Source organism: Salmonella sp. 32070601201500089SM, from assembly GCF_017573605.1.
GTDB classification, from domain to species: Bacteria; Pseudomonadota; Gammaproteobacteria; order Enterobacterales; family Enterobacteriaceae; genus Salmonella; species Salmonella enterica.
The window spans coordinates 574148-596838 of record NZ_JAGETK010000001.1; the positions used below are offsets into that span (position 1 = coordinate 574148).

The 22691-nt window shown below is 47.4% G+C and carries 28 protein-coding genes and 2 tRNA genes; 24 read left to right on the forward strand and 6 right to left on the reverse strand.

Translation table 11 applies throughout. From position 1 onward, the window contains the following. Nucleotides 1-11: 11 nt before the first annotated feature. The 22 genes from sseD (at nt 12) to ssaU (ending at nt 15034) form a co-directional block, all read left to right on the forward strand. Nucleotides 12-599 carry an SPI-2 type III secretion system translocon protein SseD gene (gene sseD / locus J4728_RS02815; RefSeq protein WP_000388323.1) on the forward strand — a complete coding sequence of 196 codons (588 nt, stop codon included), beginning with the start codon at nt 12-14 and terminating at the stop codon, nt 597-599. A 2-nt stretch (nt 600-601) separates the two neighbouring features. Then, entirely contained in the window at nt 602-1018 is a 417-nt protein-coding gene (sseE, locus tag J4728_RS02820; protein WP_000249606.1) for an LcrR family type III secretion system chaperone SseE, read from the forward strand. Nucleotides 1019-1069: 51 nt separating this feature from the next. Further along, nucleotides 1070-1504: a SycD/LcrH family type III secretion system chaperone SscB gene (gene sscB / locus J4728_RS02825; RefSeq protein ID WP_000979963.1), complete on the forward strand. Its 435-nt coding sequence runs from the start codon at nt 1070-1072 to the stop codon at nt 1502-1504. Nucleotides 1505-1519: 15 nt separating this feature from the next. Continuing rightward, entirely contained in the window at nt 1520-2302 is a 783-nt protein-coding gene (gene sseF / locus J4728_RS02830) for a type III secretion systems effector SseF (protein WP_000690717.1), read from the forward strand. Continuing rightward, nucleotides 2299-2988, forward strand: a complete 690-nt coding sequence (gene sseG / locus J4728_RS02835; protein WP_208211098.1) for a pathogenicity island 2 effector protein SseG — start codon at nt 2299-2301, stop codon at nt 2986-2988. Before sseF ends, sseG begins: the two co-directional genes overlap by 4 nt. Before the next feature lie 93 nt (nt 2989-3081). Further along, a complete protein-coding gene (ssaG, locus tag J4728_RS02840) occupies nt 3082-3297 on the forward strand; it encodes a type III secretion system needle filament protein SsaG (protein WP_000350226.1) in 216 nt (71 codons plus the stop codon). Then, the gene (locus tag J4728_RS02845) at nt 3275-3565 is read left to right on the forward strand and encodes an EscG/YscG/SsaH family type III secretion system needle protein co-chaperone (protein ID WP_000444713.1); all 291 of its coding nucleotides are present in this window, start codon (nt 3275-3277) and stop codon (nt 3563-3565) included. The genes ssaG and J4728_RS02845 overlap by 23 nt, the downstream gene beginning before the upstream one ends. Before the next feature lie 11 nt (nt 3566-3576). Beyond that, on the forward strand, nt 3577-3825 hold the full coding sequence (gene ssaI / locus J4728_RS02850) for a SctI family type III secretion system inner rod subunit SsaI (RefSeq protein ID WP_001574409.1): 249 nt from the start codon (nt 3577-3579) through the stop codon (nt 3823-3825). Beyond that, nucleotides 3822-4571: an SPI-2 type III secretion system apparatus lipoprotein SsaJ gene (gene ssaJ, locus J4728_RS02855; protein ID WP_000862878.1), complete on the forward strand. Its 750-nt coding sequence runs from the start codon at nt 3822-3824 to the stop codon at nt 4569-4571. Before ssaI ends, ssaJ begins: the two co-directional genes overlap by 4 nt. Before the next feature lie 17 nt (nt 4572-4588). Next, nucleotides 4589-5137: a type III secretion system domain-containing protein gene (locus J4728_RS02860; protein WP_208211201.1), complete on the forward strand. Its 549-nt coding sequence runs from the start codon at nt 4589-4591 to the stop codon at nt 5135-5137. Continuing rightward, complete coding sequence (ssaK, locus tag J4728_RS02865) at nt 5134-5808, forward strand: SPI-2 type III secretion system apparatus protein SsaK (protein ID WP_208211101.1); 675 nt, start codon at nt 5134-5136, stop codon at nt 5806-5808. The genes J4728_RS02860 and ssaK overlap by 4 nt, the downstream gene beginning before the upstream one ends. After that, nucleotides 5774-6790 (forward strand): SPI-2 type III secretion system apparatus protein SsaL, encoded by a 1017-nt coding sequence (ssaL, locus tag J4728_RS02870; protein WP_000238885.1) that lies wholly within the window; start codon nt 5774-5776, stop codon nt 6788-6790. Before ssaK ends, ssaL begins: the two co-directional genes overlap by 35 nt. A gap of 57 nt (nt 6791-6847) precedes the next feature. Continuing rightward, nucleotides 6848-7216: an SPI-2 type III secretion system apparatus protein SsaM gene (ssaM, locus tag J4728_RS02875; protein ID WP_000383700.1), complete on the forward strand. Its 369-nt coding sequence runs from the start codon at nt 6848-6850 to the stop codon at nt 7214-7216. Further along, nucleotides 7201-9246, forward strand: a complete 2046-nt coding sequence (ssaV, locus tag J4728_RS02880) for an SPI-2 type III secretion system apparatus protein SsaV (RefSeq protein WP_001258216.1) — start codon at nt 7201-7203, stop codon at nt 9244-9246. The genes ssaM and ssaV overlap by 16 nt, the downstream gene beginning before the upstream one ends. Continuing rightward, on the forward strand, nt 9236-10537 hold the full coding sequence (gene ssaN, locus J4728_RS02885) for a SctN family type III secretion system ATPase SsaN (RefSeq protein ID WP_208211104.1): 1302 nt from the start codon (nt 9236-9238) through the stop codon (nt 10535-10537). The genes ssaV and ssaN overlap by 11 nt, the downstream gene beginning before the upstream one ends. Before the next feature lie 2 nt (nt 10538-10539). Then, nucleotides 10540-10917 carry an SPI-2 type III secretion system apparatus protein SsaO gene (ssaO, locus tag J4728_RS02890; protein ID WP_000449089.1) on the forward strand — a complete coding sequence of 126 codons (378 nt, stop codon included), beginning with the start codon at nt 10540-10542 and terminating at the stop codon, nt 10915-10917. Next, nucleotides 10898-11272, forward strand: coding sequence for an SPI-2 type III secretion system apparatus protein SsaP (gene ssaP, locus J4728_RS02895; RefSeq protein ID WP_001223304.1), 375 nt, complete (start codon nt 10898-10900; stop codon nt 11270-11272). The genes ssaO and ssaP overlap by 20 nt, the downstream gene beginning before the upstream one ends. After that, the gene (ssaQ, locus tag J4728_RS02900; RefSeq protein WP_000944190.1) at nt 11253-12221 is read left to right on the forward strand and encodes an SPI-2 type III secretion system cytoplasmic ring protein SsaQ; all 969 of its coding nucleotides are present in this window, start codon (nt 11253-11255) and stop codon (nt 12219-12221) included. The genes ssaP and ssaQ overlap by 20 nt, the downstream gene beginning before the upstream one ends. Nucleotides 12222-12288: 67 nt before the next feature. Then, nucleotides 12289-12936, forward strand: coding sequence for an SPI-2 type III secretion system export apparatus protein SsaR (ssaR, locus tag J4728_RS02905; protein ID WP_000056367.1), 648 nt, complete (start codon nt 12289-12291; stop codon nt 12934-12936). Beyond that, nucleotides 12933-13199: an SPI-2 type III secretion system apparatus protein SsaS gene (gene ssas, locus J4728_RS02910; RefSeq protein WP_000999982.1), complete on the forward strand. Its 267-nt coding sequence runs from the start codon at nt 12933-12935 to the stop codon at nt 13197-13199. Before ssaR ends, ssas begins: the two co-directional genes overlap by 4 nt. Further along, nucleotides 13200-13979, forward strand: a complete 780-nt coding sequence (gene ssaT / locus J4728_RS02915) for an SPI-2 type III secretion system apparatus protein SsaT (protein WP_000068768.1) — start codon at nt 13200-13202, stop codon at nt 13977-13979. Next, nucleotides 13976-15034: an SPI-2 type III secretion system apparatus protein SsaU gene (gene ssaU / locus J4728_RS02920; protein ID WP_001291721.1), complete on the forward strand. Its 1059-nt coding sequence runs from the start codon at nt 13976-13978 to the stop codon at nt 15032-15034. The genes ssaT and ssaU overlap by 4 nt, the downstream gene beginning before the upstream one ends. Nucleotides 15035-15191: 157 nt before the next feature. Here the strand turns inward: ssaU and J4728_RS02925 are convergent. The 3 genes from J4728_RS02925 to mdtK form a co-directional block, all read right to left on the reverse strand. Continuing rightward, nucleotides 15192-15268, reverse strand: a tRNA-Val gene (locus J4728_RS02925). Nucleotides 15269-15278: 10 nt separating this feature from the next. Further along, nucleotides 15279-15355, reverse strand: a tRNA-Val gene (locus J4728_RS02930). Nucleotides 15356-15506: 151 nt separating this feature from the next. Then, nucleotides 15507-16880, reverse strand: coding sequence for a multidrug efflux MATE transporter MdtK (mdtK, locus tag J4728_RS02935; protein WP_001175077.1), 1374 nt, complete (start codon nt 16878-16880; stop codon nt 15507-15509). Nucleotides 16881-17096: 216 nt separating this feature from the next. Here mdtK and J4728_RS02940 point away from each other — a divergent pair, with 216 nt between their 5' ends. Continuing rightward, nucleotides 17097-17738, forward strand: a complete 642-nt coding sequence (locus J4728_RS02940) for a riboflavin synthase (protein ID WP_000493972.1) — start codon at nt 17097-17099, stop codon at nt 17736-17738. Between the two features lie 41 nt (nt 17739-17779). On the opposite strand, the gene cfa is transcribed toward J4728_RS02940, so the two are convergent. Both cfa and punC read right to left on the reverse strand, forming a co-directional pair. Next, nucleotides 17780-18928, reverse strand: coding sequence for a cyclopropane fatty acyl phospholipid synthase (cfa, locus tag J4728_RS02945; protein WP_000098878.1), 1149 nt, complete (start codon nt 18926-18928; stop codon nt 17780-17782). A gap of 289 nt (nt 18929-19217) precedes the next feature. Beyond that, on the reverse strand, nt 19218-20423 hold the full coding sequence (gene punC, locus J4728_RS02950) for a purine nucleoside transporter PunC (protein ID WP_001182315.1): 1206 nt from the start codon (nt 20421-20423) through the stop codon (nt 19218-19220). Between the two features lie 112 nt (nt 20424-20535). Between punC and punR the strand changes: the two genes are divergently transcribed. Then, on the forward strand, nt 20536-21468 hold the full coding sequence (gene punR, locus J4728_RS02955; RefSeq protein WP_208211106.1) for a DNA-binding transcriptional activator PunR: 933 nt from the start codon (nt 20536-20538) through the stop codon (nt 21466-21468). On the opposite strand, the gene purR is transcribed toward punR, so the two are convergent. After that, nucleotides 21465-22490 (reverse strand): HTH-type transcriptional repressor PurR, encoded by a 1026-nt coding sequence (gene purR / locus J4728_RS02960; protein WP_000190993.1) that lies wholly within the window; start codon nt 22488-22490, stop codon nt 21465-21467. The two genes, punR and purR, sit on opposite strands and share 4 nt — an antisense overlap. Nucleotides 22491-22691: the final 201 nt, after the last annotated feature.

Here is a 22691-nt window from a genome sequence, read left to right on the forward strand (position 1 = left end):
AGGATAAAAATATGGAAGCGAGTAACGTAGCACTGGTATTACCAGCGCCTTCCTTGTTAACACCTTCTTCCACTCCATCTCCCTCCGGGGAGGGAATGGGTACTGAATCAATGCTTCTGTTATTTGATGATATCTGGATGAAGCTAATGGAGCTTGCCAAAAAGCTGCGCGATATCATGCGCAGCTATAACGTAGAAAAACAACGGCTGGCCTGGGAACTGCAAGTCAATGTTTTACAGACGCAAATGAAAACAATTGATGAAGCGTTTAGAGCATCAATGATTACTGCGGGTGGCGCAATGTTGTCGGGTGTACTGACGATAGGATTAGGGGCCGTAGGCGGGGAAACCGGTCTTATAGCGGGTCAAGCCGTAGGCCACACAGCTGGGGGCGTCATGGGCCTGGGGGCTGGTGTAGCGCAACGTCAAAGTGATCAAGATAAAGCGATTGCCGACCTGCAACAAAATGGGGCCCAATCTTATAATAAATCCCTGACGGAAATTATGGAGAAAGCAACTGAAATTATGCAGCAAATCATCGGCGTGGGGTCGTCACTGGTCACGGTTCTTGCTGAAATACTCCGGGCATTAACGAGGTAAACATGGTGCAAGAAATAGAGCAATGGTTGCGTCGGCATCAGGTGTTTACTGAGCCTGCATATTTAGGGGAGACCGCCATATTACTTGGGCAGCAGTTTATATTATCGCCTTACCTGGTGATCTATCGTATTGAGGCAAAAGAAATGATTATTTGTGAGTTCAGGCGCCTGACGCCCGGGCAACCTCGACCACAGCAATTGTTTCACTTACTGGGACTTTTACGCGGGATATTTGTGCATCACCCGCAGTTAACATGTTTAAAGATGTTGATAATCACCGACGTTCTGGATGAAAAAAAAGCCATGCTACGCAGGAAATTATTGCGCATCCTGACAGTAATGGGAGCGACCTTTACACAGCTTGATGGCGATAACTGGACAGTTTTATCCGCCGAGCATCTTATCCAGCGACGTTTTTAAATGACCTTCCTGACGTAAATCATTATCACGTGAAAATAACAATCAATAGGTATGATGATGAAAGAAGATCAGAAAAATAAAATACCCGAAGACATTCTGAAACAGCTATTATCCGTTGATCCGGAAACCGTTTATGCCAGTGGTTACGCCTCATGGCAGGAGGGGGATTATTCGCGCGCCGTAATCGATTTTAGTTGGCTGGTGATGGCCCAGCCATGGAGTTGGCGTGCCCATATTGCATTGGCTGGCACCTGGATGATGCTTAAAGAATACACGACGGCCATTAATTTCTATGGACATGCCTTGATGCTGGATGCCAGCCATCCAGAACCGGTTTACCAAACGGGCGTCTGTCTCAAAATGATGGGGGAACCCGGGTTGGCGAGAGAGGCTTTTCAAACCGCAATCAAGATGAGTTATGCGGATGCCTCATGGAGTGAGATTCGCCAGAATGCGCAAATAATGGTTGATACTCTTATTGCTTAAATAACAGAACGAAATATGAAAATTCATATTCCGTCAGCGGCAAGTAATATAGTCGATGGTAATAGTCCTCCTTCCGATATACAAGCGAAGGAGGTATCGTTTCCTCCCCCTGAAATTCCAGCGCCTGGCACCCCCGCAGCCCCTGTGCTGCTTACGCCTGAACAAATAAGGCAGCAGAGGGATTATGCTATACATTTTATGCAATACACTATTCGTGCGCTGGGTGCGACAGTCGTGTTTGGGTTATCGGTTGCTGCAGCGGTAATTTCTGGCGGGGCAGGATTACCCATTGCTATTCTTGCGGGGGCGGCGCTCGTGATTGCTATTGGGGATGCTTGCTGTGCGTATCATAATTATCAATCGATATGTCAGCAAAAGGAGCCATTACAAACCGCCAGTGATAGCGTTGCTCTTGTGGTCAGTGCGCTGGCCTTAAAATGTGGGGCAAGTCTTAACTGCGCTAACACCCTTGCTAATTGTCTTTCTTTATTAATACGTTCAGGAATCGCTATTTCTATGTTGGTTTTACCCCTACAGTTTCCACTGCCCGCGGCTGAAAATATTGCGGCCTCTTTGGACATGGGGAGTGTAATTACCTCCGTTAGCCTGACGGCGATAGGTGCGGTACTGGATTATTGCCTTGCCCGCCCCTCTGGCGATGATCAGGAAAATTCTGTTGATGAACTTCATGCCGATCCCAGTGCGTTATTGGCGGAACAAATGGCAGCGCTCTGTCAATCTGCTACTGCACCTGCATTAATGGACAGTTCTGGTCATACATCTCGGGGAGAACCATGAAACCTGTTAGCCCAAATGCTCAGGTAGCAGGGCAACGTCCTGTTAACGCGCCTGAGGAATCACCTCCATGTCCCTCATTGCCACATCCGGAAACCAATATGGAGAGTGGTAGAATAGGTCCTCAACAAGGAAAAGAGCGGTTATTGGCCGGACTTGCGAAACGAGTGATAGAGTGTTTTCCAAAAGAAATTTTTAGTTGGCAAACGGTTATTTTGGGCGGACAGATTTTATGCTGTTCCGCTGGAATAGCATTAACAGTGCTAAGTGGTGGAGGCGCGCCGCTCGTAGCCCTGGCAGGGATTGGCCTTGCTATTGCCATCGCGGATGTCGCCTGTCTTATCTACCATCATAAACATCATTTGCCTATGGCTCACGACAGTATAGGCAATGCCGTTTTTTATATTGCTAATTGTTTCGCCAATCAACGCAAAAGTATGGCGATTGCTAAAGCCGTCTCCATGGGCGGTAGATTAGCCTTAACCGCGACGGTAATGACTCATTCATACTGGAGTGGTAGTTTGGGACTACAGCCTCATTTATTAGAGCGTCTTAATGATATTACCTATGGACTAATGAGTTTTACTCGCTTCGGTATGGATGGGATGGCAATGACCGGTATGCAGGTCAGCAGCCCATTATATCGTTTGCTGGCTCAGGTAACGCCAGAACAACGTGCGCCGGAGTAATCGTTTTCAGGTATATACCGGATGTTCATTGCTTTCTAAATTTTGCTATGTTGCCAGTATCCTTACGATGTATTTATTTTAAGGAAAAGCATTATGGATATTGCACAATTAGTGGATATGCTCTCCCACATGGCGCACCAGGCAGGCCAGGCCATTAATGACAAAATGAATGGTAATGATTTGCTCAACCCAGAATCGATGATTAAAGCGCAATTTGCCTTACAGCAGTATTCTACATTTATTAATTACGAAAGTTCACTGATCAAAATGATCAAGGATATGCTTAGTGGAATCATTGCTAAAATCTGAAGTTATTAGCGACGATGTTCGACGGTTGCTGCTGGAAATCATGTTTGCGGGCGTTAACCATAGCCTGATTTCCCAGGTACATGCGATGTTACCAGCGCTAACGGTTATTGTTCCGGATAAAAAATTACAGTTGGTATGTCTGGCATTATTGTTGGCGGGTTTAAATGAGCCGCTAAAAGCCGCGAAAATTTTATCGGATATAGATTTGCCAGAGGCTATGGCGCTGCGTCTGTTATTTCCTGCACCAAATGAGGGGTTTGAAAATTGAATATTTCTGATATGAGCGTAGTGCCTGTAAGCACTCAATCTTATGTAAAGTCCTCTGCAGAACCGAGCCAGGAGCAAATTAATTTTTTTGAACAATTGCTGAAAGATGAAGCATCCACCAGTAACGCCAGTGCTTTATTACCGCAGGTTATGTTGACCAGACAAATGGATTATATGCAGTTAACGGTAGGCGTCGATTATCTTGCCAGAATATCAGGCGCAGCATCGCAAGCGCTTAATAAGCTGGATAACATGGCATGAAGGTTCATCGTATAGTATTTCTTACTGTCCTTACGTTCTTTCTTACGGCATGTGATGTGGATCTTTATCGCTCATTGCCAGAAGATGAGGCGAATCAAATGCTGGCATTACTTATGCAGCATCATATTGATGCGGAAAAAAAACAGGAAGAGGATGGTGTAACCTTACGTGTCGAGCAGTCGCAGTTTATTAATGCGGTTGAGCTACTTAGACTTAACGGTTATCCGCATAGGCAGTTTACAACGGCGGATAAGATGTTTCCGGCTAATCAGTTAGTGGTATCACCCCAGGAAGAACAGCAGAAGATTAATTTTTTAAAAGAACAAAGAATTGAAGGAATGCTGAGTCAGATGGAGGGCGTGATTAATGCAAAAGTGACCATTGCGCTACCGACTTATGATGAGGGAAGTAACGCTTCTCCGAGCTCAGTTGCCGTATTTATAAAATATTCACCTCAGGTCAATATGGAGGCCTTTCGGGTAAAAATTAAAGATTTAATAGAGATGTCAATCCCTGGGTTGCAATACAGTAAGATTAGTATCTTGATGCAGCCTGCTGAATTCAGAATGGTACCTGATGTACCCGCGAGACAAACATTCTGGATTATGGACGTGATCAACGCCAATAAAGGGAAGGTGGAGAAGTGGTTGATGAAATACCCTTATCAGTTGATGTTATCGTTGACAGGACTGTTATTAGGAGTGGGCATCCTGATCGGCTATTTTTGCCTGAGACGCCGTTTTTGAGCCGACCTGATCCCGAGGTGTTGCAACTTTATCGTTATTTCTGGCAACCTGCTCGTTACGCTGTACCGGAATGGCTGGATAAGCTGGGTTTTCATCCTTCAAACTGCTGGCGTTATGGCGATCGGCCCGAGTTGGATCGTCTTCTTGACAGAGCGTTAAATAGACTAAGAGGAAGCTCTGTTATTCCAGCCTGTTTAAATGACAGGCAAAAACGGCAGGTTCGTCTTGCGCCGCGTATATCGGCATTTGCCTTTGGGCTGGGATTATTCAAACTCAGGTGTAGTGACTATTTTATGCTACCAGAGTATCGGCAATTGCTTCTACAGTGGTTTAGCGAGGATGAGATCTGGCAGCTATATGGTTGGTTGGGGCAAAGAGATGGCAAATTACTTCCTCCGCAAGTGATGCAACAAACTGCATTGCAGATCGGTACCGCCATTCTTAATCGGGAAGCGCATGACGATGCGGTTTTACATTCGCTATTAGTATTATTACCCCCTCCGCAGCGTATACTTTGGCCGAAGACTTCTCTTACCGAGATTATCTTCATGGAGCATTTGCTATGAGTTTTACTTCACTTCCTCTGACGGAAATTAACCATAAGCTACCCGCTCGAAATATTATTGAGTCACCGTGGATAACATTACAATTAACTTTATTTGCACAAGAACAACAAGCTAAGAGAGTTTCACATGCTATTGTGAGCTCCGCTTACCGTAAGGCTGAAAAAATCATCCGAGACGCCTATCGTTATCAGCGTGAACAGAAAGTTGAGCAGCAACAAGAACTAGCGTGCTTGCGTAAAAATACGCTGGAAAAAATGGAAGTGGAATGGCTGGAACAGCATGTAAAACATTTACAAGAAGATGAAAATCAATTTCGTTCATTGGTCGATCACGCAGCGCATCATATTAAAAATAGTATAGAACAGGTTCTGTTGGCCTGGTTCGACCAACAGTCGGTAGACAGTGTTATGTGCCATCGTCTGGCACGCCAGGCCACGGCTATGGCGGAAGAGGGAGCGCTTTATTTGCGTATTCATCCTGAAAAAGAGGCATTGATGCGAGAAACTTTTGGCAAGCGGTTTACGTTGATTATCGAGCCTGGTTTCTCTCCCGATCAGGCTGAACTTTCTTCAACACGATATGCCGTTGAATTTTCACTTTCTCGTCATTTCAACGCGTTACTGAAATGGTTACGTAATGGTGAAGATAAAAGAGGTAGCGATGAATATTAAAATTAATGAGATAAAAATGACGCCCCCTACAGCATTTACCCCTGGTCAGGTTATAGAGGAACAAGAGGTTATTTCGCCTTCAATGTTAGCTCTCCAGGAGTTACAGGAAACGACGGGGGCAGCGCTCTATGAGACGATGGAAGAAATAGGAATGGCGCTGAGTGGTAAACTGCGCGAAAGTTATAAATTCACGGATGCTGAGAAACTGGAGCGCAGACAGCAGGCTTTGCTGCGTTTGATAAAACAAATACAGGAGGATAATGGGGCAACGTTGCGTCCGCTTACCGAAGAGAATAGTGATCCTGATTTACAGAATGCGTATCAAATTATCGCTCTTGCAATGGCGCTTACTGCCGGCGGGTTGTCAAAAAAGAAAAAACGCGATTTGCAATCGCAACTGGATACGCTTACAGCGGAGGAGGGATGGGAACTTGCCGTTTTTAGTTTACTGGAACTTGGCGAAGTGGATACCGCTACGCTGTCCTCGCTGAAGCGTTTTATGCAACAGGCGATAGACAACGATGAAATGCCCTTATCGCAGTGGTTCAGACGCGTGGCAGACTGGCCGGATCGCTGTGAACGGGTCCGTATTTTGCTAAGAGCAATAGCCTTTGAACTTAGCATATGCATCGAACCTTCGGAGCAAAGTCGTTTGGCCGCAGCATTAGTACGTTTGCGTCGTTTGTTGTTATTCCTTGGCCTTGAAAAAGAGTGCCAGCATGAGGAGTGGATTTGCCAGTTGCCGCCTAATACATTACTGCCGCTACTACTCGATATCATTTGTGAGCGTTGGCTTTTCAGTGATTGGTTGCTTGATAGACTTACCGCTATAGTTTCTTCATCGAAGATGTTCAATCGGTTACTCCAACAACTTGATGCGCAGTTTATGCTGATACCCGATAACTGTTTTAACGACGAAGATCAACGTGAACAAATTCTCGAAACGCTTCGTGAAGTAAAGGTAAATCAGGTTTTATTCTGATACCTGGCTTTCAATATTTAGGTAAATTGGCGTTCTGGCTCATCATGAGGCGGCAGGATGGATTGGGATCTCATTACTGAACGTAATATTCAGCTTTTTATTCAATTAGCAGGATTAGCTGAACGGCCTTTAGCAACCAATATGTTCTGGCGGCAAGGACAATATGAAACCTATCTAAACTATCATAACGGTCGTATTCACTTATGTCAGATACTCAAGCAAACCTTCTTAGACGAAGATCTGCTTTTTAAAGCCTTAACTCACTGGAAACCTGCAGCGTTCCAGGGTATTCCTCAGCGATTATTTTTGTTGCGCGATGGGCTTGCAATGAGCTGTTCTCCTCCTCTTTCCAGCTCCGCCGAGCTCTGGTTACGATTACATCATCGACAAATAAAATTTCTGGAGTCGCAATGCGTTCATGGTTAGGTGAGGGAATCAGGGCGCAACAGTGGCTCAGTGTATGCGCGGGTCGGCAGGATATGGTTCTGGCGACGGTGTTATTAATCGCTATTGTGATGATGCTGTTACCTTTACCGACCTGGATGGTTGATATCCTGATTACTATCAACCTTATGTTTTCAGTGATCCTGCTCTTAATTGCTATTTATCTTAGTGACCCTCTCGATTTATCGGTATTTCCGTCTTTATTACTTATTACTACATTATATCGTTTGTCACTCACAATCAGCACATCACGGCTGGTACTGTTACAACATAATGCCGGTAATATTGTGGATGCTTTCGGTAAGTTTGTCGTAGGAGGAAATCTCACCGTTGGGTTGGTCGTATTTACCATCATTACTATCGTGCAGTTTATTGTCATTACAAAAGGTATCGAGAGGGTGGCGGAAGTTAGCGCACGTTTCTCGCTTGATGGGATGCCAGGCAAACAAATGAGTATCGATGGCGATTTGCGTGCCGGAGTTATCGATGCAGACCATGCCCGTACATTAAGACAGCACGTCCAGCAGGAAAGCCGCTTTCTCGGTGCGATGGACGGTGCGATGAAATTTGTTAAAGGCGATACGATTGCCGGTATTATTGTTGTTCTGGTGAACATTATCGGCGGTATCATTATCGCTATCGTGCAATATGATATGTCGATGAGTGAGGCTGTTCACACTTATAGCGTACTGTCAATCGGAGATGGTTTATGTGGGCAAATTCCATCGCTGCTGATTTCCCTTAGCGCGGGAATTATTGTCACCCGTGTCCCGGGTGAGAAACGCCAGAACCTGGCGACAGAGTTGAGTTCTCAAATTGCCAGACAACCTCAGTCGCTCATATTAACCGCTGTGGTTTTAATGCTCCTCGCTTTAATTCCTGGCTTTCCTTTTATCACTCTCGCTTTCTTTTCAGCGTTGTTAGCATTGCCAATTATCCTCATTCGCCGCAAAAAGTCTGTGGTTTCCGCAAATGGCGTCGAAGCACCGGAAAAAGATAGTATGGTTCCCGGCGCATGTCCTCTAATCTTACGTCTTAGCCCGACGTTACATTCTGCCGACCTGATTCGTGATATTGACGCCATGAGATGGTTTTTATTTGAGGATACCGGCGTCCCTCTCCCTGAGGTGAATATTGAGGTTTTGCCTGAACCCACCGAAAAATTGACGGTACTGCTATATCAGGAACCCGTATTTAGTTTATCTATTCCCGCTCAGGCGGATTATTTATTGATAGGCGCGGACGCTAGTGTGGTAGGTGACAGCCAGACGTTACCGAACGGGATGGGGCAGATCTGTTGGCTTACAAAAGACATGGCCCATAAGGCGCAAGGTTTTGGACTGGACGTTTTCGCGGGCAGCCAACGTATCTCTGCCTTATTAAAATGTGTCCTGCTTCGGCATATGGGAGAGTTTATTGGTGTTCAGGAAACGCGTTATCTAATGAATGCGATGGAAAAAAACTACTCTGAGCTGGTGAAAGAGCTTCAACGCCAGTTACCCATTAATAAAATCGCTGAAACTTTGCAACGGCTTGTATCAGAACGGGTTTCTATTAGAGATTTACGTCTTATTTTCGGCACCTTAATTGACTGGGCGCCACGTGAAAAAGATGTCCTGATGTTGACAGAATATGTCCGTATCGCGCTTCGCCGTCATATTCTGCGTCGTCTTAATCCGGAAGGAAAACCGCTGCCGATTTTGCGGATCGGCGAAGGTATTGAGAACCTCGTGCGTGAATCCATTCGCCAGACGGCAATGGGGACCTATACTGCGCTGTCGTCTCGTCATAAGACGCAGATCCTGCAACTTATCGAGCAGGCGCTGAAGCAGTCAGCCAAATTATTCATTGTCACTTCTGTCGACACCCGACGTTTCTTGCGAAAAATTACAGAAGCCACCTTGTTCGACGTACCGATTTTGTCATGGCAGGAATTAGGAGAGGAGAGCCTTATACAAGTGGTAGAAAGTATTGACCTTAGCGAAGAGGAGTTGGCGGACAATGAAGAATGAATTGATGCAACGTCTGAGGCTGAAATATCCGCCCCCCGATGGTTATTGTCGATGGGGCCGAATTCAGGATGTCAGCGCAACGTTGTTAAATGCGTGGTTGCCTGGGGTATTTATGGGTGAGTTGTGCTGTATAAAGCCTGGAGAAGAACTTGCTGAAGTCGTGGGGATTAATGGCAGCAAAGCTTTGCTATCTCCTTTTACGAGTACAATCGGACTTCACTGCGGGCAGCAAGTGATGGCCTTAAGGCGACGCCATCAGGTTCCCGTGGGCGAAGCGTTATTAGGGCGAGTCATTGATGGTTTTGGTCGTCCCCTTGATGGCCGCGAACTGCCAGAAGTCTGCTGGAAAGACTATGATGCAATGCCTCCTCCCGCAATGGTTCGACAGCCTATCACTCAACCATTAATGACGGGGATTCGCGCTATTGATAGCGTTGCAACCTGTGGCGAAGGGCAACGAGTGGGTATTTTTTCTGCTCCTGGCGTGGGGAAAAGCACGCTTCTGGCGATGCTGTGTAATGCGCCAGACGCAGACAGCAATGTTCTGGTGTTAATTGGTGAACGTGGACGAGAAGTCCGCGAATTCATCGATTTTACACTGTCTGAAGAGACCCGAAAACGTTGTGTCATTGTTGTCGCAACCTCTGACAGACCCGCCTTAGAGCGCGTGAGGGCGCTGTTTGTGGCTACCACGATAGCAGAATTTTTTCGCGATAATGGAAAGCGAGTCGTCTTGCTTGCCGACTCACTGACGCGTTATGCCAGGGCCGCACGAGAAATCGCTCTGGCCGCCGGAGAGACCGCAGTTTCTGGAGAATATCCGCCAGGCGTATTTAGTGCATTGCCACGACTTTTAGAACGTACAGGAATGGGGGAAAAAGGCAGTATTACCGCATTTTATACGGTACTGGTGGAAGGCGATGATATGAATGAGCCGTTGGCGGATGAAGTCCGTTCACTACTTGATGGACATATTGTGCTATCCCGGCGGCTTGCAGAGAGGGGGCATTATCCTGCCATTGACGTGCTGGCAACGCTCAGCCGCGTTTTTCCAGTCGTTACCAGCCATGAGCATCGTCAACTGGCGGCGATATTGCGGCGGCGCCTGGCGCTTTACCAGGAGGTTGAACTGTTAATACGCATTGGGGAATACCAGCGAGGAGTTGATACTGATACTGACAAAGCCATTGATACCTATCCGGCTATTTGCACATTTTTGCGACAAAGTAAGGATGAAGTATGCGGACCCGAGCTACTTATAGAAAAATTACACCAAATACTCACCGAGTGATCATGGAAACTTTGCTGGAGATAATCGCGCGGCGTGAAAAGCAATTACGCGGCAAGCTTACCGTACTTGATCAGCAGCAACAGGCGATTATTACGGAACAGCAGATTTGCCAGACGCGCGCTTTAGCAGTGTCTACCAGACTGAAAGAATTAATGGGCTGGCAAGGTACGTTATCTTGTCATTTATTGTTGGATAAGAAACAACAAATGGCCGGGTTATTCACTCAGGCGCAGAGCTTTTTGACGCAACGGCAGCAGTTAGAGAATCAGTATCAGCAGCTTGTCTCCCGGCGAAGCGAATTACAGAAGAATTTTAATGCGCTTATGAAAAAGAAAGAAAAAATTACTATGGTATTAAGCGATGCGTATTACCAAAGTTGAGGGAAGTCTTGGGTTGCCATGCCAGTCTTATCAGGATGATAACGAGGCGGAGGCGGAACGTATGGACTTTGAACAACTCATGCACCAGGCATTACCCATTGGTGAGAATAATCCTCCTGCAGCATTGAATAAGAACGTGGTTTTCACGCAACGTTATCGTGTTAGTGGCGGTTATCTTGACGGTGTAGAGTGTGAAGTATGTGAATCAGGGGGGCTAATCCAGTTAAGAATCAATGTCCCTCATCATGAAATTTACCGTTCGATGAAAGCGCTAAAGCAGTGGCTGGAGTCTCAGTTGCTGCATATGGGGTATATAATTTCCCTGGAGATATTCTATGTTAAGAATAGCGAATGAAGAGCGTCCGTGGGTGGAGATACTTCCAACGCAAGGCGCTACCATTGGTGAGCTGACATTGAGTATGCAACAATATCCAGTACAGCAAGGGACATTATTTACCATAAATTATCATAATGAGCTGGGTAGGGTGTGGATTGCAGAACAATGCTGGCAGCGCTGGTGTGAAGGGCTAATTGGCACCGCTAATCGATCGGCTATCGATCCTGAATTGCTATATGGAATAGCTGAATGGGGGCTGGCGCCGTTATTGCAAGCCAGTGATGCAACCCTCTGTCAGAACGAACCGCCAACATCCTGCAGTAATCTACCACATCAGCTAGCGTTGCATATTAAATGGACAGTTGAAGAACATGAGTTCCATAGCATTATTTTTACATGGCCAACGGGTTTTTTGCGCAATATAGTCGGAGAGCTTTCTGCTGAGCGACAACAGATTTATCCTGCCCCTCCTGTAGTAGTCCCTGTATATTTAGGCTGGTGCCAGCTTACGTTAATTGAACTTGAGTCTATCGAAATCGGCATGGGCGTTCGGATTCATTGCTTTGGCGACATCAGACTCGGTTTTTTTGCTATTCAACTACCTGGGGGGATCTACGCGAGGGTGTTGCTGACAGAGGATAACACGATGAAATTTGATGAATTAGTCCAGGATATCGAAACGCTACTTGCGTCAGGGAGTCCAATGTCAAAGAGTGACGGAACATCTTCAGTAGAACTTGAGCAGATACCACAACAGGTGCTCTTTGAGATCGGACGTGCGAGTCTGGAAATTGGACAATTACGACAGCTTAAAACGGGGGACGTTTTGCCTGTAGGTGGATGTTTTGCGCCAGAGGTGACGATAAGAGTAAATGACCGTATTATTGGGCAAGGTGAGTTGATTGCCTGTGGCAATGAATTTATGGTGCGTATTACACGTTGGTATCTTTGCAAAAATACAGCGTAAACCTGATAAGAAAAATAATATGCGAACAATATAATAGCGTTCCAGGTCGTGTCATGAGAGATACAGTATGTCTTTACCCGATTCGCCTTTGCAACTGATTGGTATATTGTTTCTGCTTTCAATACTGCCTCTCATTATCGTCATGGGAACCTCTTTCCTTAAACTGGCGGTGGTATTTTCGATTTTACGAAATGCTCTGGGTATTCAACAAGTTCCCCCCAATATCGCACTGTATGGCCTCGCGCTTGTACTTTCCTTATTCATTATGGGGCCGACGCTATTAGCTGTAAAAGAGCGCTGGCATCCGGTTCAGGTCGCTGGCGCTCCTTTCTGGACGTCTGAGTGGGACAGTAAAGCATTAGCGCCTTATCGACAGTTTTTGCAAAAAAACTCTGAAGAGAAGGAAGCCAATTATTTTCGGAATTTGATAAAACGAACCTGGCCTGAAGACATAAAAAGAAAGATAAAACCTGATTCTTTGCTCATATTAATTCCGGCATTTACGGTGAGTCAGTTAACGCAGGCATTTCGGATTGGATTACTTATTTATCTTCCCTTTCTGGCTATTGACCTGCTTATTTCAAATATACTGCTGGCTATGGGAATGATGATGGTGTCGCCAATGACCATTTCATTACCGTTTAAGCTGCTAATATTTTTACTGGCAGGCGGTTGGGATCTGACACTGGCGCAATTGGTACAGAGCTTTTCATGAATGATTCTGAATTGACGCAATTTGTAACGCAACTTTTATGGATCGTCCTTTTTACGTCTATGCCGGTGGTGTTGGTGGCATCGGTAGTTGGTGTCATCGTAAGCCTTGTTCAGGCCTTGACTCAAATACAGGACCAAACGCTACAGTTCATGATTAAATTATTGGCAATTGCAATAACCTTAATGGTCAGCTACCCATGGCTTAGCGGTATCCTGTTGAATTATACCCGGCAGATAATGTTACGAATTGGAGAGCATGGTTGAATGGCACAACAGGTAAATGAGTGGCTTATTGCATTGGCTGTGGCTTTTATTCGACCATTGAGCCTCTCTTTATTACTTCCCCTATTAAAAAGTGGCAGTTTAGGGTCCGCGATTTTACGTAATGGCGTGCTTATGTCACTTACCTTTCCCATATTACCAATCATTTACCAGCAGAAGATTATGATGCATATTGGTAAAGATTACAGCTGGTTAGGGTTAGTCACCGGAGAGGTGATTATTGGTTTTTTAATTGGGTTTTGTGCGGCGGTTCCCTTTTGGGCCGTTGATATGGCGGGGTTTCTGCTTGATACTTTACGTGGCGCGACAATGGGTACGATATTCAATTCTACAATAGAAGCTGAAACCTCACTTTTTGGCTTGCTTTTCAGCCAGTTCTTGTGTGTTATTTTCTTTATAAGCGGCGGCATGGAGTTTATATTAAACATTCTGTATGAGTCATATCAATATTTACCACCAGGGCGTACTTTATTATTTGACCGGCAATTTTTAAAATATATCCAGGCAGAGTGGAGAACGCTTTATCAATTATGCATCAGCTTCTCTCTTCCTGCCATAATATGTATGGTATTAGCCGATCTGGCTTTAGGTCTTTTAAATCGGTCGGCACAACAATTGAATGTGTTTTTCTTCTCAATGCCGCTCAAAAGTATATTGGTTCTACTGACGCTCCTGATCTCATTCCCTTATGCTCTTCATCACTATTTGGTTGAAAGCGATAAATTTTATATTTATCTAAAAGACTGGTTTCCATCTGTATGAGCGAGAAAACAGAACAGCCTACAGAAAAGAAATTACGTGATGGCCGTAAGGAAGGGCAGGTTGTCAAAAGTATTGAAATAACATCATTATTTCAGCTGATTGCGCTATATTTGTATTTTCATTTCTTTACTGAAAAGATGATTTTGATACTGATTGAGTCAATAACTTTCACATTACAATTAGTAAATAAACCATTTTCTTATGCATTAACGCAATTGAGTCATGTTTTAATAGAGTCATTGGCTTCTGTACTGCTGTTTCTGGGCGCTGGGGTAATAGTTGCTACTGTGGGTAGCGTGTTTCTTCAGGTGGGGGTGGTTATTGCCAGCAAGGCCATTGGTTTTAAAAGCGAGCATATAAATCCGGTAAGTAATTTTAAGCAGATATTCTCTTTACATAGCGTAGTAGAATTATGTAAATCCAGCCTAAAAGTTATCATGTTATCTCTTATCTTTGCCTTTTTCTTTTATTATTATGCCAGTACTTTTCGGGCGCTACCGTACTGTGGGTTAGCCTGTGGCGTGCTTGTGGTTTCTTCTTTAATAAAATGGTTATGGGTAGGGGTGATGGCTTTTTATATCGTCGTTGGCATACTGGACTATTCTTTTCAATATTATAAGATTAGAAAAGATCTAAAAATGAGTAAAGATGACGTAAAACAAGAGCATAAAGATCTGGAGGGCGACCCTCAAATGAAGACACGGCGTCGGGAAATGCAGAGTGAAATACAAAGTGGGAGTTTAGCTCAATCTGTTAAACAATCTGTTGCGGTAGTGCGTAATCCAACGCATATTGCGGTTTGTCTTGGCTATCATCCCACCGATATGCCAATACCACGTGTCCTGGAAAAAGGCAGTGATGCTCAAGCTAACTATATTGTTAACATCGCTGAACGCAACTGCATCCCCGTTGTTGAAAATGTTGAGCTGGCCCGCTCATTATTTTTTGAAGTGGAACGCGGAGATAAAATTCCTGAAACGTTATTTGAACCCGTTGCAGCCTTGTTACGTATGGTGATGAAGATAGATTATGCGCATTCTACCGAAACACCATAAATGCTTTTGGTATGCTTCTTCAGGCCACTGCGAAGGTTAAGAGGGTAATAGCGTATAGAGCAGTGCTTGACGATAAAGGTGAGAGACTGAAAATAATCGCTTTTAGCCTGGCACAAGCACCAGATAGCGTATTTTAAAATTAAACAAGATAATGGATTGGTGCGTCTGAATGGACTCGAACCATCGACCCCCACCATGTCAAGGTGGTGCTCTAACCAACTGAGCTACAGACGCATTAAAATGATGGTGCGTTCAATTGGACTCGAACCAACGACCCCCACCATGTCAAGGTGGTGCTCTAACCAACTGAGCTATGAACGCAACGTTGTAGGTGACAACGGGGACGAATATTAGCGTCACAACTGCAATGAGGCAAGAGGGAAATCGCAATTTTCTTCCTGAAATCACCTGATTGCGGTGGAAATATGCAACATGTCGAGAAAATAGCCGCCATGCGACGGCTATCGTCGTATTATCGCGCAGCGCGCTGCAAAATGATGGCGGACGGCTGACGTTGTAGATAGCGCATCCGTAGCATCATTAACACCGCCGCCGAGGTCAGGCCGATGATGAACCCCATCCAGAAGCCCGCCGGTCCCATACGATCCACCACCAGATCCGTTAACGCCAGGATATAACCGCTGGGTAAACCTAACACCCAGTAGGCGGTAAAGGTGATAAAAAAGATGGAACGCGTATCTTTATAACCGCGCAGAATACCGCTGCCGATAACCTGTATAGAGTCGGAAATCTGGTAAACCGCAGCGAGCAGCATTAATTGCGCGGCAAGCGCCACGACCTCAGGGTTGTCATTGTAGAGCAAAGCAATATGCTTACGCAGAGTAACGGTAAAAATAGCGGTAACCACAGCCATACAAATGCCGACGCCTAAACCGGTACGTGCTGCGGTTTGCGCATCCAGCGTTGAGCCCTGGCCCAGACGATAACCCACTCGAATCGTTACCGCCGCAGCCAGCGACATCGGCAGTACGAACATCAGCGAGCTAAAGTTAAGCGCAATCTGATGACCGGCGACATCCACAATACCTAATGGCGAAACCAGCAGCGCAACGACCGCAAATAACGTCACTTCAAAGAACAGCGCCAGCGCAATCGGCAACCCCAGTTGAATCAGGCGCTTCATGACGACGCTATCAGGTTTGCCAAAGCCTTTTTCATTACGAATATCACGCATTGAACGCGCGTGTTTAATGTAAGAAAGCATGGCGATAAACATCACCCAATAGACCGCCGCAGTCGCAACGCCGCAGCCGATACCGCCGAGTTCCGGCATACCAAAATGGCCATAGATAAAAATATAGTTCACCGGAATATTCACCAGCAGGCCCAAAAATCCCATCACCATACCCGGTTTGGTTTTGGCCAGACCTTCGCACTGGTTTCGCGCTACCTGAAAGAAAAGGTATCCTGGCGCGCCCCACAGCAGCGCGCGAAGGTAACCCACGGCTTTATCGGCCAGCGCCGGATCAATATTATGCATGGAGCGGATAATGTATCCGGCATTCCACAGGACGATCATCACCAGCACGGAGACAAAGCCCGCCAGCCAGAATCCTTGTCGAACCTGATGCGCGATACGCTCGCGACGGCCGGAGCCATTGAGTTGCGCAATCACCGGCGTCAAGGCCAGCAGTAAGCCGTGACCAAACAAAATGGCGGGAAGCCAGATAGAGGTGCCGATAGCGACGGCAGCCATGTCCGTAGCGCTATAGCCTCCTGCCATGACGGTATCGACGAATCCCATTGCGGTCTGTGCCACTTGCGCAAGGATCACCGGTATCGCTAACGCTAATAACTGACGCGCTTCACTGGTATACTTCTGCACGTATTCACCTTTTATTTTGTTGTTATATGAAAGACTAAAAAGCCGCCGTAGTGGCAGCCAAAAGAAATAGCAGGGGAAATTTCAGTCTATTGTAGCGGGGTATTACTATTTCTCCAGCGAAAAAACAGTTGTTAACGGCGCATTGCTGGCAAGCTGTTTTTCCACCTGCTATTGTGCTGAACAGTTCTGCTTTTATTTATTTCAGGAGTTGAAGATATGTTTACGGGGATCGTACAGGGTACCGCGAAACTGGTATCGATTGATGAAAAACCCAACTTTCGCACCCATGTGGTGACGTTACCGGACTACATGCTGGAGGGGCTGGAGACGGGGGCGTCGGTAGCGCATAACGGATGCTGTTTGACGGTGACTGAAATAAACGGCAATCAGATAAGTTTTGATCTGATGAAAGAAACGTTGCGCATCACCAATCTGGGCGCGTTGAGGGTAGGTGATGAGGTCAACGTAGAGCGCGCCGCCAAATTCAGCGATGAAATCGGTGGACATCTGATGTCGGGGCATATTATTACGACGGCGGAGATCGCGAAAATCCTGACCTCCGAAAATAACCATCAGGTGTGGTTTAAAGTGCAGGATGCGTCCCTGATGAAGTATATCCTGTACAAAGGCTTTATCGGCGTTGACGGTATCAGTTTGACCGTCGGCGAGGTAACGCCAACGCGCTTCTGCGTGCATCTCATTCCGGAAACGCTGGAACGTACTACGCTTGGCAGAAAAAAACTGGGTGAGCGTGTGAATATCGAGATCGATCCGCAAACGCAGGCGGTTGTCGATACCGTAGAACGCGTACTGGCTACACGAGAAAATGCGGTCAGAAATCAGGCCGACATTGGCTAACGGAAAATAAGATTCCCCCGCATGAAATGCGGGGGAGATGATTAGCGAGGAACGCGCAGACCGTTTTCAACGCCGCGCGTAAATACCACCTGCCAAAGCTGAATATCACGCGCGCGAAACGCACCCGCGCAGGCGTTGAGATAATAGCTGAACATACGTTTAAAGCGCTCGTTATAATTGCCCGCAATCTCTGGCCAGGCATTGATAAAGCGCTCGTGCCACGCCATCAGAGTCGTGTCATAGTCGGCGCCAAAGTTATGCCAGTCTTCCATTACAAAGTGTGATTCGCTGGCCTCGGCGATTTGACGAACAGACGGCAAGCAACCGTTGGGGAAAATATACTTATTGATCCACGGATCGACATTATGATCGGTTTTTTTAGATCCAATAGTATGGAGCAGGAAAAGACCATCCGGTTTTAAATTCCTGTCAACAACGTCAAAATAGGTGTTGTAGTTTTTTGGCCCGACATGTTCGAACATGCCGACAGAGACGATTCGGTCAAACTGATCGTTAAGGTCGCGATAATCTTCCAGGAGAATGGAGACATCCAGACCTTCGCAACGCGTCTGCGCCATTTTTTGTTGTTCAGCGGAGATCGTTACGCCCACCACGCTAACGCCATAATGGGTCGCCATATATTGCGATAGACCGCCCCAGCCGCAGCCGATATCCAGCACACGCATCCCCGGTTGTAGCTGTAGCTTTTCGCAAATTAATTTCAGCTTGGCTTGCTGTGCCGCTTCCAGCGTATCGGCATCTTTCCAGTAGGCGCAAGAATATTGCATATAGGGATCGAGCATACGGGAAAAAAGGTCATTACCAAGATCGTAATGTTCCTTGCCGACAATCCAGGCGCGTTTTTTACTTTGTAGATTAATCAGACGCGCGCCGAGGATACGGAGCGTATCTTTAACATGGTGGGGGAGTTGATTTTCAAGACCGGCACGTAAGACTTTGCTGAAGAAAATATCCAGACGCTCGCATTCCCACCAGCCATCCATGTAACTCTCACCTAACCCCAACGATCCTTCCTGAAGGACGCGTTTAAAAAAATCGGGATTCTTAACACGAATGTCAGACGGGGCGGAACCATTAATTGTAATATCCGCGCGACTTAACAATTCGTTGGCGATTCGGTACCAGTTATCATCCGGTACGCTGACTTCTTCTATACACGATGAACTCATAGTTTCTCCATCACTGGACGGTGATCAGAACCTTAAAACAGCGTAGACGCTTTTTTGGCTTTGTGAGAAATCCCACGGACAATTCCGTGAGCCAGTTATCCGACGTAGAACAGAGGAAGGGAGGAGCCCTTGCCGAAAAGGCCATCCATGGTGAATCGGGAACGCTCCGGTTCCCGTTAATGCCTAATAATTATCGTAATATAAACAACCGGGAATCAGTATAGGCCGCAATTTTTGATGATTCAACCGAAAATTGTTAGCGTGCTAATTACCAGCGGTTAACAAGTCTTTAGTGAGACTTGTCGTGGGCGACATTGGCATGGGGAAATTCGGCCTCAGCGCAATCTGCATGAGACTGCATTTTGTAACCTAACGCCGCCAGAACAACGGTAGAAAGCATTACGCTGGTGGTGGTCAACAGCGGCGTGCTGATGAGCCATGAAACCACCAGGCTTGCCAGGAAACATAACCCCAGTTGCAGCGTATTTTGTAGCGCCGCAGCGCGTCCCGTGGCTTGAGGGAAAGGGCGTAACGCTTGCGCGACGACGATAGGGTAGATTGCGCCATTAGCAATCGCCATTACGCAGAAAGGAATCAGGATCTCCACCAGTGAGGCATTATTCAGAAGGCCCGCTCCCCAGGTGGCGATAACGCTCAGCGCATACAGCCCTAACAGCCACGGAAGCAATTGGTAGCCCTGCCATTTTTGTAGCGCCGCGCGGCAACCATATCCGCCAATCAGAAAAGCGATGGTTTGCGGAACATAGCTCAGGCCAATCACTGCCGGGCTGTAACCCATCGCGCTGAGAATAAACGGCGACCCTGTTAGCCACGCAAAAAAGCTGGCGGAACAGGCGGCATAAATCAGCACATTACCGCGATAGGTTTTAGAGCGTAACAGTGTCGCGAAAGTGAGTTTATCCTGTCCTTCGGTACGCGCTTTTACCGATGGTTTTAAGCGCAGCGCCGGCAACATCAGCAACAACGTAATCACGAACAGGGTGGCGAAAATCGCCTGCCATGAGAAATGCGTCAGTATCCAGCTTCCCAGTAAGGGCGCAAGCGCCGGGGATAAGCCCACCAGTGGCATGATAGTGGCGAAGATACGGTTAATTTTTTGCGAAGGATAATAATCGGTCACCAGCGCTTGCCAGATTACCGTTGCCGCGCAAACGCCGACGGCCTGCACGAAGCGCAGCGTCAGCAGTGCTGCCGCGCTTTCTACCCACAGCATCCCCAGACTTCCGAGCGCAAAGATAGATAACCCCAGCAGTAAAATCGGTTTACGGCCATAACGATCCGATAGCGGTCCCCAAAGTAGTTGCGCGACGGCAAAGCCAGCTAAAAACAGGCTGAGGCTGGCGCTGACCGCGGCGGCAGGCGTTTGTAAATCCGCCTGTATGGCGGCAAACGCGGGCAGGTACATGTCCGTAGCCAGAAATCCCAGCACGCTAAGGCCGGCTAACCAGACTAAAAAACCTTTTCCAGGTTGCATATTTGTTTCTCTTTCTTATCAGACAGACATTGTCGCAGAGTGTAGGGAGTGAAATTACGGTTGTGAAACGTTAATATTTGTCCAGTGAATTCAAAATTTTTGTAGGCAAATTATGTGGTCGGAATACTCGCTTGAAGTGGTTGACGCCGTGGCGCGCAATGGCAGTTTTAGCGCGGCGGCGCAGGAACTGCACCGTGTGCCTTCAGCAGTCAGTTACACCGTTCGTCAGTTAGAGGAGTGGCTGGCCGTACCGCTTTTTGTACGACGTCACCGTGATGTTGAACTGACGCCTGCTGGCGTCTGGTTTTTAAAAGAAGGGCGTTCTGTTATCAAAAAAATGCAGATCACTCGCCAGCAGTGTCAGCAAATTGCTAATGGCTGGCGCGGGCAGTTAGCTATTGCGGTGGACAATATCGTCAGACCAGAACGTACCCGGCAGATGATCGTCGATTTCTATCGCCATTTTGACGATGTGGAACTGCTGGTTTTTCAGGAGGTGTTTAACGGCGTCTGGGACGCGCTCTCCGACGGGCGTGTCGAACTGGCGATTGGGGCGACGCAGGCGATTCCGGTAGGGGGGCGTTACGCTTTTCGGGATATGGGGACCCTGAGCTGGAGCTGCGTAGTGGCAAGCGATCACCCGCTGGCGTCGATGCCTGGGCCGTTAAGCGATGATACCCTGCGCAACTGGCCGTCGCTGGTCAGGGAAGACACTTCGCGAACCTTACCGAAACGGATTACCTGGCTGCTGGATAACCAAAAAAGGGTCGTCGTACCGGACTGGGAGTCATCGGCAACCTGCCTGTCGGCAGGACTATGCGTGGGAATGGTGCCGACGCATTTTGCCCGACAGTGGATAGACAGCGGAAAATGGGTGGCGCTGACGTTAGAGAATCCGTTTCCCGATGCGGCCTGTTGCGTGACGTGGCAGCAAAACGAAGCCTCGCCCGCGCTGGCATGGCTGCTGGACTATTTGGGCGATAGCGAAACGTTGAATCGGGAGTGGCTGCGGGAGCCAGAAGAGGTTCCCGACAGCGGGGATTAACGCCGATAGTCGCGGAACGGGCCGTCAGCGACCGAGCGACGCTCAACCAGGCGTGGATGAACTTCAATAGACTGTGACTCTTCGCGCTTATTGACGATGCGATCCAATAGCATATTAAATGCGGTTTCGCCTAAAGAGTCTTTGGGCTGGTGAATCGTCGTCAGTGCCGGGGTAAAGTAACGGGCGTTACGCACATTGTCATAACCGATCACCGAAACGTCCTGCGGTACGCGAAGCCCCATTTCGTCAGCCGCGCAAAGCGCGCCCATCGCCATAATATCGCCGCCGCAGAAAACGGCGGTAGGGCGATGTGACTGCGATAAGATTTGCTGCATCGCGTGGTAACCGGACTCCGGCTCGAAGTCGCCCTGAACAATCCAGTTGTCCGGCACGTTGATCAGCGCCTCCTCCATGGCTTTCATAAAGCCTGCCAGCCGCCCCGCGCCGGTGTTGCGCTCCAGCGGGCCGGGAATAACGCCGATATCCCGGTGGCCGCGCTCAACCAGATAACGACCCGCCATATAGCCGCCTGCAAAGGCGTTATCAATCACTGTGTCGGTAAAATCGGCCTTCGCTTCACCCCAGTCCATCACCACCATCGGAATATGGCGATACTCTTCCAGCATGGAAAGCAGAGGTTCTGGATACTCAGAACACATCACCAGCAGGCCATCCACGCGCTTTTGCGCCATCATGGACAGGTAGGCGCGCTGTTTTTCCAGGTTATTCCAGGCGTTGCCTAAAATCAGCGTATAGCCTTTCTGGAAACAGTTTTTTTCAACCGCCTCGATAATTTCGGCAAAATAGGCCGCTTCGCTGCTGGTCGCCAGCAAGCCTATCGACTTGGTATGGTTAACCTTCAGGCTACGCGCGACGGCGCTGGGAGAGTAGTGCAGCTCTTTAATTGCCGCCCAGACCGCGTTACGCGTTTCTTCAGCGACAAAACGCGTTTTGTTGATTACGTGTGATACAGTTGTAGTGGAAACGTTTGCTCGTTTCGCTACATCTTTAATTGTTGCCATTACATTTCACTCCAGACCCTCGCTAAGCTCCTGAGAAACGCCAGGTAAACGTTTGCCTACACACACCCTAATCGCAACGTCAGGGTTGCGGCACGCCGGAAAAACGACACGGAACGTCAGGAAGGGGTCAATGGCCGTTACGCTAATTCAGTAAGCCTGGAATTTTGTCTGATCTTGAGGAAAAGGGGAAGCGTTAAAAAC